The sequence below is a fragment of the Ferrimonas marina genome (genome assembly GCF_900129905.1).
Taxonomy (GTDB): domain Bacteria; phylum Pseudomonadota; class Gammaproteobacteria; order Enterobacterales; family Shewanellaceae; genus Ferrimonas; species Ferrimonas marina.
Genome location: NZ_FQXG01000010.1, coordinates 13,047 through 27,130, shown reverse-complemented (window position 1 = coordinate 27,130; position 14,084 = coordinate 13,047). Strand labels below are relative to the sequence as shown.

The 14,084-nt window shown below is 62.4% G+C and carries 14 protein-coding genes; 11 read left to right on the top strand and 3 right to left on the bottom strand.

Annotated elements, in window-relative coordinates:
- Positions 1 to 47: 47 nt before the first annotated feature.
- The 3 genes from BUC04_RS20595 to hslR all read right to left on the bottom strand — a co-directional run bounded on the left by BUC04_RS20595 (position 48) and on the right by hslR (position 3,133).
- On the bottom strand, positions 48 to 1,577 hold the full coding sequence (locus tag BUC04_RS20595; protein ID WP_067661514.1) for a phosphoenolpyruvate carboxykinase: 1,530 nt from the start codon (positions 1,575 to 1,577) through the stop codon (positions 48 to 50).
- A gap of 267 nt (positions 1,578 to 1,844) precedes the next feature.
- Positions 1,845 to 2,711: an Hsp33 family molecular chaperone HslO gene (hslO, locus tag BUC04_RS20590; protein WP_067661516.1), complete on the bottom strand. Its 867-nt coding sequence runs from the start codon at positions 2,709 to 2,711 to the stop codon at positions 1,845 to 1,847.
- A 5-nt stretch (positions 2,712 to 2,716) separates the two neighbouring features.
- On the bottom strand, positions 2,717 to 3,133 hold the full coding sequence (gene hslR / locus BUC04_RS20585) for a ribosome-associated heat shock protein Hsp15 (protein WP_067661518.1): 417 nt from the start codon (positions 3,131 to 3,133) through the stop codon (positions 2,717 to 2,719).
- Between the two features lie 217 nt (positions 3,134 to 3,350).
- On the opposite strand from hslR, the gene gspC reads away from it, so the two are divergent.
- Genes gspC through BUC04_RS20530 form a run of 11 tightly spaced genes read left to right on the top strand, consistent with a single transcriptional unit; the run spans position 3,351 to position 14,076 of the window.
- On the top strand, positions 3,351 to 4,262 hold the full coding sequence (gene gspC, locus BUC04_RS20580; RefSeq protein WP_067661520.1) for a type II secretion system protein GspC: 912 nt from the start codon (positions 3,351 to 3,353) through the stop codon (positions 4,260 to 4,262).
- A 24-nt stretch (positions 4,263 to 4,286) separates the two neighbouring features.
- A complete protein-coding gene (gspD, locus tag BUC04_RS20575; protein WP_067661523.1) occupies positions 4,287 to 6,428 on the top strand; it encodes a type II secretion system secretin GspD in 2,142 nt (713 codons plus the stop codon).
- Positions 6,421 to 7,965, top strand: a complete 1,545-nt coding sequence (gene gspE, locus BUC04_RS20570; protein WP_067661525.1) for a type II secretion system ATPase GspE — start codon at positions 6,421 to 6,423, stop codon at positions 7,963 to 7,965. The genes gspD and gspE overlap by 8 nt, the downstream gene beginning before the upstream one ends.
- Positions 7,966 to 9,189 carry a type II secretion system inner membrane protein GspF gene (gspF, locus tag BUC04_RS20565; protein ID WP_067661527.1) on the top strand — a complete coding sequence of 408 codons (1,224 nt, stop codon included), beginning with the start codon at positions 7,966 to 7,968 and terminating at the stop codon, positions 9,187 to 9,189. It begins immediately after the preceding gene.
- Between the two features lie 28 nt (positions 9,190 to 9,217).
- The gene (gene gspG, locus BUC04_RS20560) at positions 9,218 to 9,664 is read left to right on the top strand and encodes a type II secretion system major pseudopilin GspG (protein ID WP_143165822.1); all 447 of its coding nucleotides are present in this window, start codon (positions 9,218 to 9,220) and stop codon (positions 9,662 to 9,664) included.
- Positions 9,664 to 10,266, top strand: coding sequence for a type II secretion system minor pseudopilin GspH (gene gspH, locus BUC04_RS20555; protein WP_067661529.1), 603 nt, complete (start codon positions 9,664 to 9,666; stop codon positions 10,264 to 10,266). The genes gspG and gspH overlap by 1 nt, the downstream gene beginning before the upstream one ends.
- Positions 10,263 to 10,631: a type II secretion system minor pseudopilin GspI gene (gspI, locus tag BUC04_RS20550; RefSeq protein WP_067661531.1), complete on the top strand. Its 369-nt coding sequence runs from the start codon at positions 10,263 to 10,265 to the stop codon at positions 10,629 to 10,631. Before gspH ends, gspI begins: the two co-directional genes overlap by 4 nt.
- Positions 10,612 to 11,403, top strand: a complete 792-nt coding sequence (gspJ, locus tag BUC04_RS20545; RefSeq protein WP_067661533.1) for a type II secretion system minor pseudopilin GspJ — start codon at positions 10,612 to 10,614, stop codon at positions 11,401 to 11,403. The genes gspI and gspJ overlap by 20 nt, the downstream gene beginning before the upstream one ends.
- Positions 11,400 to 12,395 (top strand): type II secretion system minor pseudopilin GspK, encoded by a 996-nt coding sequence (gene gspK / locus BUC04_RS20540; protein ID WP_067661535.1) that lies wholly within the window; start codon positions 11,400 to 11,402, stop codon positions 12,393 to 12,395. The genes gspJ and gspK overlap by 4 nt, the downstream gene beginning before the upstream one ends.
- Positions 12,392 to 13,585, top strand: coding sequence for a type II secretion system protein GspL (gene gspL / locus BUC04_RS20535; protein ID WP_067661537.1), 1,194 nt, complete (start codon positions 12,392 to 12,394; stop codon positions 13,583 to 13,585). The genes gspK and gspL overlap by 4 nt, the downstream gene beginning before the upstream one ends.
- A complete protein-coding gene (locus BUC04_RS20530; protein ID WP_067661539.1) occupies positions 13,585 to 14,076 on the top strand; it encodes a type II secretion system protein M in 492 nt (163 codons plus the stop codon). Before gspL ends, BUC04_RS20530 begins: the two co-directional genes overlap by 1 nt.
- Positions 14,077 to 14,084: the final 8 nt, after the last annotated feature.

Genomic DNA, 14,084 nt, shown 5'->3' with positions numbered 1-14,084 from the left:
AAAAAGCCGCTCACTGAGCGGCTTTTTGCTGGCCTGGAGGCAACAGGCTAGCCCTTGGGGCCGGCCTGGATGATCGCCTCAGACACGCTGTACTTGGCGAAGTTCTGCTGGAACTCGCTGGCCAGCTGGCGGGCGTACTGATCGTACTGGGCGGGATCGGTCCAGGTCTGCTTGGGATTGAGCAGCGCCGGGTCGACCCCGGGGATCGCCTTGGGCACCGCCAGGTTGAGCATCGGCAGATGCTCGGTCTCCACCTCGGCCAGCTCGCCGGAGACGATGGCATCGATGATCGCCCGGGTGGTGGGGATATCAAAGCGGTGTCCTTCACCAAAGGGGCCACCGGTCCAGCCGGTGTTGACCAGGTAAACCTGGCTGCCAAACGCCTCGATCCGCTCCATCAGCAGCTCGGCATAGACGCTGGCAGGGCGGGGGAAGAACGGGGCGCCGAAGCAGGTGCTGAAGGTGGACTCGATGGCGGCGGTGGAGCCGATCTCGGTGCTGCCCACCTTGGCGGTGTAGCCGGACAGGAAGTGGTAGGCCGCAGCTTCCTTGGACAACTTGGCCACCGGCGGCAGCACGCCGGAGACGTCGCAGGTAAGGAACACCACGGCATTGGGCTCGGCGCCGCGGTTGACCTCGACCCGCCGCTCGATGTGCTCCAGCGGGTAAGCCGCCCGGCTGTTCTGGGTCAGGCTGCTGTCGGTGTAATCCGGTTGGGCCTGGTCATCCAGCACCACGTTTTCCAGCACCGCACCGAAGCGGATGGCGTCCCAGATCACCGGCTCGTTCTTGCGCGACAGGTCGATGCACTTGGCGTAGCAGCCGCCCTCGATATTGAACACCCCGCCCGGGGCCCAGCCATGCTCATCATCGCCAATCAACGCCCGCTTGGGATCGGCGGAGAGGGTGGTCTTACCGGTACCGGACAGGCCGAAGAACAGGGTGGTGTCGCCATCGCTGCCAACGTTGGCGGAGCAGTGCATCGGCAATACCCCCTTGGCCGGCAGCAGGTAGTTCTGCACCGAGAACATCGCCTTCTTCATCTCACCGGCGTAGCGCATCCCCGCCAGCAGCACCTTGCGCTCGGCAAAGTTGATGATCACCGCGCCGTCTGAGTGGGTGCCATCGCGGTCGGGATCGCAGACAAAGCCCGGGGCATTGAGGATACGCCACACCGGCTTGTCCGCCCGGTTGTACTGCTCGGGCACAATAAACAGGTTGCGGGCAAACAGGTGGTGCCAGGCGGTCTCGGTGCGCACCTCCAGTGGCAGGTAGTGCTCAGGATCGGCGCCCACCTCCAGGTGGGAGAGGAAGGGCTGCTTGCTGGCCAGGTAGTCCTCTACCCGTTGCCACAGCGCATCGAAATGGCCTGGTTCGAAGGGGCGGTTGATCTTGCCCCACTCGATGCTGTGTTCGGTGCTGGCTTCCTTGACGATAAAGCGGTCTTGCGGCGAGCGGCCGGTGCGGTGGCCGGTTTCCACCACCAGGGCGCCGTTGGCGGCTAAGCGCCCCTCGGCACCGCGGATGGCGGCCTCGATCAGTTGATTGCTGGTCAGATCCTGGCGGTTCTCTGCCATGTTTTTCTCCTCGGTCCTTGTCGGAAATTGCTGGCCTCTGGCGGGCTCTGTATTTCCCAGCTTCTCCAGCGCCTTGAGCGGCCTTTGGGGGTATCGCGCTATCAGGGAACGGGGCGATACCTAAGGCTCTGCAATTCAAGGCGAATGGGGCTAGGTCTCTGAAGTGTATATCAGTCTGATGCGGGACGGGATGGTTGTGACCGTTATCACAAAAAATTAAGGCTGCCCAAGGGCAGCCTTAACGTATCGGCAAGCTGACAGTGTCGCTTAGTGGGTGGCAGCGCTGCTGTCGGTGCTGCCTTTCTTGGCGGCGGCAATGTCCAACGCGTCGAAGCGGTAGCGGCTGTTGCAGTAGTCGCAGTGCATCTCGATGTGGCCCTGCTCTTCCAGGATGCTGTCCAGCTCTTCCTGGGCGATGGAGGCCAGGGCGTTGAGGCTGCGCTCACGGGAGCAGCTGCAGCGGAACACCACGGCGCTGGGCTCAAACAGCTGCACCGATTCCTCGTGGTAGAGGCGGTAGAGCACATCCTGGGCGTCCAGGTCAAACAGCTCTTCGCACTTGATGGTGTCGGTCAGGGCCTCGAGGTGCTCGAAGGAGACACTGGCGTCCACGTTGCTGGCAGGCAGCTGCTGCAGCAACATGCCGGCGGCCTGTTGACCATCGGCATGCAGCCACAGACGGGTCTGCAGCTGTTCTGACTGGGCAAAGTACTGCTCCAGGCAGGCGGACAGGGTGGGCTTGTCCAGGGCGACGATGCCCTGGTAGCGCTCGCCTTCGCTGGGGGTGATGGTGATCACCAGGTGGCCCTTGCCGATCTGCTGCTGCAGTTCGCCCTCGGGTACCTCGCCATCGAAGCGGGCAACGCCGCGCAGGGCGTTGTCGTGGCTGCCGTTGATCGCCAGCAGGCGCAGCGGGCCGTCGCCCTGGATCTGGGCGGCGATGTCGCCCTCGAACTTCAAGGTGGCGGTCAGCATGGCGGTGGCCGCCAGCATCTCACCCAGCAGGCGGCGCACCGGCGCCGGGTAGTCGTGATCGGCCAGCATCTGCTGGTAGCTCTGTTGTAACTGCACCAGTTGGCCACGAACGTCCGCTTGATCGAACAGGTACCGGTGTAACAGGTCAGATTGGGTCATGGTATTCAGTCATCCTGGTGTTTGATCTTCAGCAGCTGGCGTCGCTGCTTCTTGTCCGGTCGGCGGGCGCCGCCATCGTCGGCCAGCAGCCGACGCTGTTCGGCGCGCTCTTCACGCTTGGCCTGGCTGCGCTCGGTTTCCCGATACAGCGCCTGGGCCAGCGGTGCGCTCAACCGCTTTTCGGAGAGGCCCTCGACCACGATCTCCTTTTCATCAAACCCCTGCCACAGCACCAGGGTTGCGCCGCATTCCACCTTGCGGCTGGGTTTGGTGCGCTGGCCGTTCACATGAACCTTGCCGCCAGCGATCATCTCCTGGGCCAAGGCCCGGGTCTTATAGAAGCGGGCCGCCCACAGCCACTTGTCTAATCGAACCTGCTGGGGTCCGTTGACGTTTTGTTCGTTTGAACGTTGTTTTGACACAAAAAATACCTAGTTTGGTAAAAGGGGGGCGAGCCTCACATCATATTGGGGCGCGCAACGTTAGCATAGCTGCGCATTTTTCGCTATGAACCGGCGAATCTGTGGCCAGCTAGCTTGTTGATTCGCATTAGCGTAAGTTAGGATTTCAGTACTATAACTACCACTGTGCCCGTCAATTCCGCCGGTCTCAGGGCTTAATAAGTTCCTTATATTACAGATGGATTTATCTCAGACTGCCCAGCAAGCGCTGGCAAGGATCCCTCAGCCGCTGGTGGCGCGGGTGTTAACCGTGCTGCTGGTGCTGTGCGCCCTGTATTTGGCGGCCCTCATCACCTGGCAGTTGCTGCCCAACCCCTCCAGTGACGCCACGCCCTGGCAGCCGCAAGCGCGTCAGGGCGGCCAGAGCCAATCGGTCTCCATCGATCCTGTGGTTCAGCTCTCCCTATTCGGCACCGCCGCCCCCCAGGACGAACGTGAGCAGCAGGTGGCCCAGCCCCAGCGTGACCTCATTACCGACGCCCCCAAGACCACGCTGCGTATCCTGCTGACCGGCCTGGTAGCCAGTTCGGTGGAGGAGCGGGGCATCGCTATCATTGAAAGCAGTGGCGCTCAGGAAACGTACGGCATCGGCGACAAGATCACCGGCACCAATGCCAGCCTGCACGAGGTCTATGCTGACCGTGCCATCATCCTCAACCAGGGCAATTACGAGACCCTGATGCTCGATGGGGTGGAGTACACCCGCGAGATGTCTAACGAGACCCAGCGTCTGCGCCAGCCGCCGACCCAGGCCCGCAGCGAAGAGGCCAGTGCCGCGGTGGCCGAGGCCCGCCAGGCCCTGCTGGAAGATCCGGGCAGCATCGTCGATTACATCAGTATCTCTCCAGTGCGCAAGGATGGCGGGCTGGCGGGTTATCGCCTTAACCCCGGTCGCAAGGGGCGCGAACTCTTTGTCGGATCCGGCTTGAAGCCGAACGATCTGGCGGTGGCCATCAATGGCTACGACCTAACAAATCTGGCGGAGGCGGCTCAAGTGATGACCGAATTACAAGAGCTGACAGAAGCCTCCGTAACGGTGGAGCGGGACGGGCAGTTGACCCAGGTCCAGTTCTCCCTGCCGAACCAATAATTACTTCGAGACGAAGGACGCACAATGATTACTAAGCAGCGCCGACTGCCCTGGTTGCGCAACCAGGTTTTAGCAGGGATGTTAGCGGGTGTGGCCGCTTTCGCTGTGGCGGAGGAACCGACCCAGTACGCCGCCAACTTCAAAGGAACGGACATCCAGGAGTTCATCAACATCGTTGGCAAGAACCTGGAAAAGACCATCATTGTTGACCCCACAGTGCGGGGCAAGATCAACGTTCGTAGCTACGATCTGCTCAATGAAGACCAGTATTACCAGTTCTTCCTCAGCGTCCTTCAGGTGTATGGCTACGCCATTGTTGAGATGCCGGACACCAACATCATCAAGGTGGTGAAGGACAAGGACGCCAAGGATTCCAATATCCGTGTAGCGGACGACGATGAGCCGGGCGCCGGCGATGAGATGGTGACCCGCATCGTGCCGCTGTACAACGTGGAGGCCAAACAGCTGGCCCCGCTGCTGCGTCAGCTCAACGACAACGCCCGTGGCGGTAACGTAGTGAACTACGACCCCTCCAACGTATTGATGATCACCGGCCGCGCCGCGGTGGTGAACAAGTTGGTGGAGATCGTTAAGCGGGTTGACCTGCAGGGCGACACCAAGGTGGAGGTGGTGCAGCTGCAATACGCCTCCGCCGGTGAGATGGTGCGGATTATTGACGCGTTGTACCGCGGTGGCGGCCAGCAGCCGGCCACCGGTGCCGGTTCCGTGCCCAAGGTGGTGGCGGACGAGCGGACCAACTCCGTGGTGATCAGCGGTGACGAACGGGCTCGCACCCGGGCCGCCGAGCTGGTGCGCCAGCTCGACCAGGAGATGAAGACCTCCGGCAACACCAAGGTGATCTACCTCAAGTACGCCAAGGCGGAGGATCTGCAGCAGGTGCTGACCGGCTTCTCCGAGAGCCTGCAGCAGGATGGTGAGGGCGGTGCTGCTCAGACCCAGCGCCGCCGCAGCAACGAGATCACCATCATGGCCCACGTGGAGTCCAACGCGCTGGTGATCAACGCCCAGCCGGACCAGCTGGCCACATTGGAGAGCGTGATCCGTCAGCTCGACATCCGCCGTGCCCAGGTGCTGGTGGAGGCGATCATCGTTGAGATCGCCGAAGGTGACGAGGTTGGCTTCAGCGTTCAGTACGGCTCCCTCGATGGCGGCCTGATCCAGTACAACACCGGCTTCGGCACCACCATCGGCGAGATCGGTGCCGGTGTGTGGGACGCGCGTCCCACCGAAGGTACCGAGGTGTGTGAGGGCATCGGCCAGGATCAGCGCTGTACCAAGAACCCGGATATCGATGGTGACATCTCCACCCTGGCCGCCGCGCTGGCCAAGGTGAACGGCATGGCCTGGGGCGTCGCCTCCGGCGACTTCGGTGCCCTGATCCAGGCGGTGGCGTCGGACTCCAACTCCAACGTACTGGCGACTCCCTCCATCACCACCCTGGACAACCAGGAAGCCAGCTTCGTGGTGGGTGATGAGGTGCCGGTGATCACCGGTTCCACCTCCGGCTCCAACAACGACAACCCCTTCACTACCGTTGAGCGTCGTGAGGTGGGTATCAAGCTGACCGTGACTCCGCAGATCAACGAGGGCAACGCGGTACAGCTGCAGATCGAGCAGGAAACCTCCAACGTTAACGGCCGTACCGCCGTGGACGTGACCTTTGGTAAGCGTACCCTGAAGACCACCGTGCTGGCCGATTCCGGCGAGACCGTGGTGCTCGGCGGTCTGCTCAACGAGGACGTGCAGGAGAGTGTGTCCAAGGTGCCGCTGCTGGGTGACATCCCGGTGATTGGCCACCTGTTCAGCTCCACCAGCTCCCGTAAGAGCAAGCGCAACCTGATGATCTTCATCAAGCCCACCATTATCCGTGATGGGTCTACCATGACCGGCATCGCCGGCCGCAAGTACAACTACTTCCGCGGTGAGCAGCTCAAACAGCAGCAGCGCGGGATTAACCTGATGCCCAATGCCGACGTACCGGTGCTGGACGAGTGGGTGGTACCGGATGGCATGAGCCCGGAGATCTTCGATCTGCTGCAGCGCCACCAGTCCGGCGACGACCTGCCGACCCCGCTGCGGGAAGAGCGGCCCTGGATGAATAAGGCGCTGGGCAACGAAGAGATGCCGGAGCCGGTGAATGAGTAACGACAGCCCGGAAACCCTGGCGGAGGAGCTCGAGGAGCTCACCCAGCCGGAGGAGGTGGAGGAGACCAGTACCCGTTACCGGTTGCCCTTCGCCTTTGCCCGCCGCCTGGGGGTGATGATCGACGACAGCGTCGAGCCCCCGGTACTGTGCTACATCGCCGAGGCGGGGATCGCCGCGCTGAACGAGGCCCGCCGTTACGCGGGTCACCCTCTGCCACTGATGCAGATGGATCGCAGCGCCTTTGACCTGCGCCTGACCGAGCTGTACCAGCAGGACTCCTCAGAGGCTCAGCAGCTGATGGAGGACATCGGCAAGGACGATGACCTGGCCTCTTTGGCGGACGAACTGCCGGAGACCGAAGACCTGCTCGATGCCGACGACGACGCGCCGATCATTCGCTTGATCAACGCCCTTCTGTCGGAGTCCATCAAGGTGGGCGCCTCGGATATTCACGTGGAAACCTACGAGAAAGACCTGGTGGTGCGCTTCCGGGTGGATGGCGTATTGCGCGAGGTGCTCAAGCAGAAGCGCAAGATCGCCTCACTGCTGGTGTCCCGTATCAAGGTAATGGCCAAGCTGGACATCGCCGAGAAGCGGGTGCCCCAGGATGGTCGTATCTCGCTGCGGATTGGCGGTCGTGCCGTCGACGTGCGGGTGTCCACCATGCCCAGCTCCCGCGGTGAGCGGGTGGTGATGCGTCTGCTGGATAAGAACCAGTCGGTGCTCAACCTCAAGCAGCTGGGCATGTCCCAGCGGATCCGTGAGCGCTTCCAACACCTTATTCGCCGTCCCCACGGCATCTTGCTGGTTACCGGTCCCACCGGTTCCGGTAAGTCCACCACCCTGTACGCGGGCCTGACTGAGATCAACAGTCGGGATCGCAATATCCTCACGGTGGAAGACCCGATCGAATACGAGTTGGAAGGCATTGGCCAGACCCAGGTCAACACCAAGGTCGACATGACCTTTGCCCGCGGCCTGCGCGCCATCCTGCGTCAGGATCCGGACGTGGTGATGGTGGGTGAGATCCGGGACCTGGAAACCGGCCAGATCGCCGTCCAGGCCTCACTCACCGGTCACCTGGTGATGTCGACCCTGCACACCAACACCGCTTCTGGTGCCATTACCCGTCTGCAGGATATGGGGGTTGAACCCTTCCTGGTTTCCTCCTCCCTGTTGGGGGTGGTTGCCCAGCGCCTGGTGCGGACCCTCTGCCCCGACTGCAAGCAGCCCCACAGCCCCAACGAGCGCGAACAGGCGTTGCTGGAGCTGGAAGAGGGCCAGGAGGTCACCATCTACCAGGCCAGCGGCTGTGAACACTGTAACTTCTCCGGCTACAAGGGCCGGACCGGCATCCACGAGCTGCTCGAGGTGGATGACACCATCCGCGAGTTGATCCACGGCGGCAAAGGCGAGCTGGCGATCGAACGCTACCTGCGCGAGCACACCCCCTCCATCCGCCAGGATGGCATCGGCAAGGTGCTGTCCGGCATGACCACCTTGGAAGAGGTGATGCGGGTGACCCGGGAGGAGTAAATGGCGGCGTTTGAATACCAGGCCCTGGATGGGCGCGGTCGCCAGGTTAAGGGGATCATCGAGGCGGACACCGCCCGTCAGGCGCGCTCCCAGCTGAGAGAGAAGCAGTTGATGCCGCTGGATCTTAAACCGGCGGCGCAGCAGGAGAAGAAAAGCGGCGGTCCGTCGCTGTTTCAGAACCTGTTTAAACCCAAGATCAACGCCACCCAGCTGGCGCTGATCACCCGTCAGCTGGCCACCCTGGTGGCCGGTGGCCTGCCGCTGGAGGAGTGCCTCAAGGCGGTGGCGGAACAGAACGAGCAGCCCCGCCTGAAGAGCATGATCATGGCGGTGCGGGCCAAGGTGGTGGAGGGTTACTCCCTGGCCGAATCCATGGCCGACTACCCCCAGGTGTTCGATGAGCTGTTCGTGGCCATGGTTGCCTCCGGCGAGAAATCCGGCCACCTGGAGGTGGTGCTGGAACGCTTGGCGGATTACACCGAACGGCGCCAGGAGCTCAACTCCAAGCTGATCCAGGCGCTGGTCTATCCGGCGATCCTGACCCTGGTCTCCGTCGGCGTGGTGATCTACCTGCTGACCTCTGTGGTACCCACCGTGGTGGCACAATTTGAGCACATGGGCGAATCCCTGCCGGCCACCACTCAGTTCTTGATCGACACCTCGGAATTTCTCCAAGATTACGGGCTCTATATCCTAGTGGCCATTGCGTTGGCGTTTCTGGCGTTCAGTCAGGCGCTGCGCAACAAGGCCTTCAAGCTGTCCTGGCACAGCGCCCTGTTGAACATGCCGATCATCGGCAAGGTCTCCCGAGGCCTCAACACCGCGCGCTTTGCCCGGACCTTGAGCACCCTGACCTCCTCCGGTGTGCCCATGCTGGAAGCGATGAAGATCGCCTCCGACGTGTTGCTTAACCTGAAGGTGAAAGGGGCGGTGAGCGAAGCCACCACCAAGGTACGGGAAGGGGCCTCACTACGGGCGTCACTGCAGCAGACCAAGCTGTTTCCGCCGATGATGCTGCACATGATCGCCTCCGGTGAGAAGTCCGGCGAGCTGGACAACATGCTGGGCCGCGCTGCGGACAACCAGGATCGCGAGTTTGAATCTCAGCTCACCGTCGCACTGGCGGTGATGCAGCCGCTGATCATTACCGTGATGGCGGGGCTGGTGATGTTCATCGTGATCTCGATCCTGCAGCCGATGCTCGCCCTGAACCAGATGATTTAATGATTTACCTGTTAGAGGAATACGCTCGATGAAACGACAACTGCGTCAACGCCGCAACGCACGCGGTTTTACCCTGCTGGAAGTGATGATGGTGCTGGTAATCATCGGCGTACTGGCGTCCCTGGTGGCCCCCAACATCCTGGGTAACCGGGACCGGGCCAACATCCAGAAGGCAGTGGCGGATATCTCCGGTCTGGAGAACGCCCTGCAGATGTACTACGCCCACAACAGCATGGTGCCCACCACTGAGCAGGGCCTACAGGCGCTGATCACCCGTCCAAACAGCCGTCCGGAGCCGCGCAACTACCAGGAAGGTGGCTACGTTCAGCGTCTGCCGAAAGACCCCTGGGGTAACGACTATGTACTGCTGAGCCCCGGCGAGATGAGCCGCTTCGACCTGTGCACCGCCGGTCCGGACATGCAGCTGGGCACCGACGACGACATCTGTAACTTCAACCTGGGCGACTACCAGTAATGCTCAGCGGCGCGCACAAAGCCTCGCGTCAGCGGGGCTTTACTCTGTTAGAGCTCCTGCTGGTGGTGGTACTCATCGGGGTGATGGCCTCCGCCGTCACCTTGATGTTCAGCGGAGATGTGCGCCGGGATGCCATGCTCAAAGCGGGCAACGAATTTCGGTCTGTTTTGACCATGGCATTGGAGGAGTCCACCTTCACCGGCGAACAGTTCGGTGTGGTGGTGGAGCCGGATCACTACTTTTTTGCTCGCTGGAACCGGGACGAGCAGCACTGGGAAACCGTCAATGGTGACCCCTTCTACCGCCAGCGCAAGATGCCCGAGGGCATCGAGATGGCGTTGGAGCTCGAGGGCCTGCCGCTGAGCCAGGGCGACGAGGATCGCGCCTCAGACTTTGGCCTGGACGAGTCGCTGTTTGAGCTGTCCGAAGAGGAGAAGCAGAAGCACCCTGAGCCGCAGCTGTTCCTGCTGCCCTCCGGCGAGATGAGTGGCTTTACCCTGCTGTTTGAAAGCGTGGTAACCGGTGAACGCACCGAGCCGGTGGAGCTGGTGGCCGACCAACTGGGTCGCATCAACTGGCTGCACGAGATGGAGGAGCAATGAGGCGGGCCAAGGGCTTTACCCTGATTGAGGTGATGGCGGCACTGATGATCTTTGCCACCGCCGCCATCGCGGTGATCAACACCACCAGCGTGCAGCTCTCCTCGGTGCCTTTGCTCGAAGAGCGCACCCTGGCCAACTACGTGGCCCACAACCGCATGGTGGATATCCAGCTGGCCAACGCTTTCCCCGAGGTGGGCAGCAGCAACGGCGAAGCTGAGTTGGCAGAGCGCACCTGGTACTGGCGTCAGCGTGTGGTGAAGGCCAGTGACGACAAGCTGCGGATGATCGAGGTGAGCGTCAGCCTAGAGCGGACCTTTGACAATATCCTGGTGCAGGTGCAGACCTATGTCGCCGATCCAAACTAAGCGCCAGGGGGGCTTCACCCTGATGGAGATGCTGATGGCGATGGCGATCTTCGCCACCCTGGCCATCGGCACCGCCACCATCCTGCGCCAGGTGATCCAATCCGACGAAGTGGGTCAGAGTGCCCAGGGCGATCTCAAGGCCCTGCAACTGGCCATGAACATGCTGGAGCGGGACTTTACCCAGATGATCCCCCGGGCTGGCCGCGACAGCTTCGGTGAAGAGGGCACCCAGCTGTTCGAGCACGGCGATAACCTGATCAACTCCGATTTCCAGGGGGTGCGCTTCTACCGCCTGGGCTGGCTTAACCCCCAGGGACGGCTGCCACGGGGTTCGGTACAGCAGGTGATGTACCGGGTGCAGGAGGAGACCCTGCAGCGGCTCTACAGCCTCTACCCGGACCCGGTGGAAGGGGAGGAGCCGATCCAGCTCGATCTGCTCGATGGTGTGATCGATCTGAAGTTCGCTTTCTACATCGAGGACAGCTGGCAGACCCAGCCCGATGGCACCGCCTTCCCCAAAGCGGTGGCGGTGGAGCTGGAACTGGAGCGACTCGGGGTGATCCGACGCCACTTTATGCTGGCTGAGGGCTATGGCGTGGCCAACCCGGCGGATGGCAATGACGGCTCTGGCAGTGGCTCTGGCAACGAGGATGAGAACGGTAATGGCTCCGGCAACGGCAATTCCGGCAGTGGCTCTGGCACCGGGGTCAGTGGCGCCAGCAGCGGCGAGGGCGAGGGCTCCGGCAGCGGTGACGGGGGCAGCGAGCAATGAGACAACAACGAGGCGTCGCCTTGCTCACCGTACTGCTAGTGCTGGCCACCATCACCACCCTGGCGGCGGCGATGACCGAGCGCAGCTACCTGAGTCTGCGCCGCACCATCAATCTGAACAACATGGATCAGGCCTACTGGTACTCGCTCTCCTCCGAGGCGCTGGCCAAGCGGGTGCTGAAACAGGATTTTGAGGATGCGGACGGCACCGTGCACCTGCAGCAGTACTGGGCCACAGCCGACGTGGTCTATCCGGTGGATAACGGCACCATCGCCGGTCGTATCGAGGATCTGCGCGCCTGCTTTAACCTCAATGGCCTCAGCCAGGAGCTGACCGATACCGAAAAACAGCAGGATCCTTACCAGAAACCCTTGGCGCAACGGCAATTTATCGCCATGCTGGAAGCATTAGAGGTGGATCGCTACACCGCGGAGATGCTGGCAGATCGGATCAAGGATTTCGTCGACGAGGACAACGATCCCAGCGGCAGCTATGGCGCCGAGAGCCCGGAATACGAGGCCCGTCAGTACCCCTATCGGGCGCCCAATCAGCTGATGGCTCACCACAGCGAATTGCGCGCGGTGCTGGGTACCTCGCCGGAGCTGTATCAATTTTTGCAGGACTACATCTGCGTGATCCCCGGCGAGTCACGCCAGATCCTGAACGTCAACACCGTCACCGAAGAGCGCGCCGCGCTGTTGGTGGGGATGTTGGAGGGGCGCCTCTCCCTGGGGGATGCCCAGAGCCTGATCAACAACCGCCCGGGCGACGGCTGGGAGGACAGCGAGAAATTCTGGGAGGAATCCTCGGTGTCACGACTGACCGACCTGTCAGCCCAGACCAAGGGAACCCTGGCGGTGGACAGCGAATATTTTCGACTCAACGGCGCCGCACAGGTAGACAACGCGGTGTTTCGTTTGGAAAGCGTTTTACGACGTGGTGGAGGCAATAACCTGACGGTATTGACCCGCCAATATGGAGGCCAACAGTGAGTGAACGATTGGTAGTACGCCTGGGTAGCCATGCCCAGCAACCCATCCCCTGGGTAACCTGGTCGGATGAACAGCAAGGGGTGATCAGCTCCGGCGTACTGCAAGAGGCGGAGGCGCTGGCCAGCCTGGCAGAGCGCGCCGGTGGGCGCCCCGTCGATGTTCTTGTGGACAGCTCGGCAATCCACTTCAGTGAGGTGACCCTGCCGGCCAAGGCTCAGCGCCAGGCGATGAAGGCACTGCCTTTCATGCTGGAGGAGAGCCTGGCCCAGGACGTGGAGATGCTGCACTTCGTGCCTGGCCCCCGTAACGGCGATCAGCTGTCGGTAGCGGTGGTCAGCCACAGCCAGATGGGCCTGTGGCAATCCTGGCTGGCAGAGGCGGGTCTGCCCTGCACCCGGATGGTGCCGGATCTGCTGGCCTTGCCGCTGATCCCGGATACCGCCTTGTCGCTGCTGCAGCTGGAAGACCAATTGCTGCTGCGCAGTGGGCCGGCCAAGGGGATGATCCTGGAGCCGGAGTGGCTGGCGCCGTTGCTGCCCCAACTGGGGGTGGATCCCCAGCTGCCTTGGGCCACCTTCACCCCCACCGAGCTGCCGGAGGAGGTGGTGCCGCTGCAACAGACCCTGGAGCTGCCGATGCAGTGGCTGGCCCAGGGCTTCGGCCGCGCTCCCATCAACTTGATGACCGGCAACTACGCCCCGGCCCGGGAGTTTGGCAAGGCGATCCAGACCTGGGCCAAGGTGGGCATTGCCGCCTCTGTGCTGCTGGTGCTGGGCCTGGTGCACAACGCCCTGACCCTGCGGGATCTGAACCAGGAGCGGGATGCGCTGCGGGCCGAGCAGGTGCAGATCTACCGCACCCTGTTCCCCAACGAGACCCGGGTGTTGAACCCGCGCAGTCAGCTCAACGCCAAACTGCGGGCCGCCGGTGGTGGCGGTGGCGACGGCGGTGAGCTGCTGGCGATGCTGGACAAACTGGCCCCGGCCTTTGCCGCCCAACCCGAGGTTCGTCCGGAGGCGCTGCGCTTCGACGCCGCCCGAGGCGAGGTGCGGTTGCAGCTGGCTGGTCGCAGCTTTGCCCAGTTTGAGCAGTTCCGTGAGGAAGCGGGTCGCCACTTTAACGTTGAGACCGGCGCTTTGAACAATGACGAAGAGGGGGTCACCGGCTCGGTGACCGTGAGGGTGAAGTGATGAACGCCTATCTCGAACAGGCCCAGGCCTGGTGGCGCGAACGCACCGAACAGGAGCGCCGCTATATGACCATCGCCGGCCCCCTGCTGGTGGTGGCGATCTTCTACTGGGGGATCTGGACTCCGCTATCCACCGCGGTGGAGAACGCCGAGCGGGCGGTGCAGGCCGAGCGCAATAACCTCAACCAGATGAAGCTGGATGCCGGCCGGGTGCTGGCACTGCAGGGGGGCCAGGGTGGCCCGAGCAGCAGCGGCAGCCTGAGCCAGTTGGCCAGTCGCAGCGCCGCCACCGCTGGGCTTCGTATCGCTCGGATGCAGCCCCAGGGTGATAAGCTGCAGTTATGGGTGGAAGATGCCCAGTTTGAAACCTTGCTGGGCTGGCTGGCTGAGCTGACCCAGCAGCAGGGGATCCTGGTGGAGACCCTGGATGTAACCGCGGCACAAGAGAACGGCCTGGTGCAGGTGCGCCGGCTGCAGATCTCAAGACCGTAAAGGAGAGT

Excerpts from the sequence above, each read along its gene's own strand:
- BUC04_RS20595 (WP_067661514.1), bottom strand. The coding sequence starts at position 1,577 with ATGGCAGAGAACCGCCAGGATCTGACCAGCAATCAACTGATCGAGGCC.
- hslO (WP_067661516.1), bottom strand. The coding sequence starts at position 2,711 with ATGACCCAATCTGACCTGTTACACCGGTACCTGTTCGATCAAGCGGAC.
- gspC (WP_067661520.1), top strand. The coding sequence starts at position 3,351 with ATGGATTTATCTCAGACTGCCCAGCAAGCGCTGGCAAGGATCCCTCAG.
- gspD (WP_067661523.1), top strand. The coding sequence starts at position 4,287 with ATGATTACTAAGCAGCGCCGACTGCCCTGGTTGCGCAACCAGGTTTTA.
- gspE (WP_067661525.1), top strand. The coding sequence starts at position 6,421 with ATGAGTAACGACAGCCCGGAAACCCTGGCGGAGGAGCTCGAGGAGCTC.
- gspF (WP_067661527.1), top strand. The coding sequence starts at position 7,966 with ATGGCGGCGTTTGAATACCAGGCCCTGGATGGGCGCGGTCGCCAGGTT.
- gspG (WP_143165822.1), top strand. The coding sequence starts at position 9,218 with ATGAAACGACAACTGCGTCAACGCCGCAACGCACGCGGTTTTACCCTG.
- gspH (WP_067661529.1), top strand. The coding sequence starts at position 9,664 with ATGCTCAGCGGCGCGCACAAAGCCTCGCGTCAGCGGGGCTTTACTCTG.
- gspI (WP_067661531.1), top strand. The coding sequence starts at position 10,263 with ATGAGGCGGGCCAAGGGCTTTACCCTGATTGAGGTGATGGCGGCACTG.
- gspJ (WP_067661533.1), top strand. The coding sequence starts at position 10,612 with ATGTCGCCGATCCAAACTAAGCGCCAGGGGGGCTTCACCCTGATGGAG.
- gspK (WP_067661535.1), top strand. The coding sequence starts at position 11,400 with ATGAGACAACAACGAGGCGTCGCCTTGCTCACCGTACTGCTAGTGCTG.
- BUC04_RS20530 (WP_067661539.1), top strand. The coding sequence starts at position 13,585 with ATGAACGCCTATCTCGAACAGGCCCAGGCCTGGTGGCGCGAACGCACC.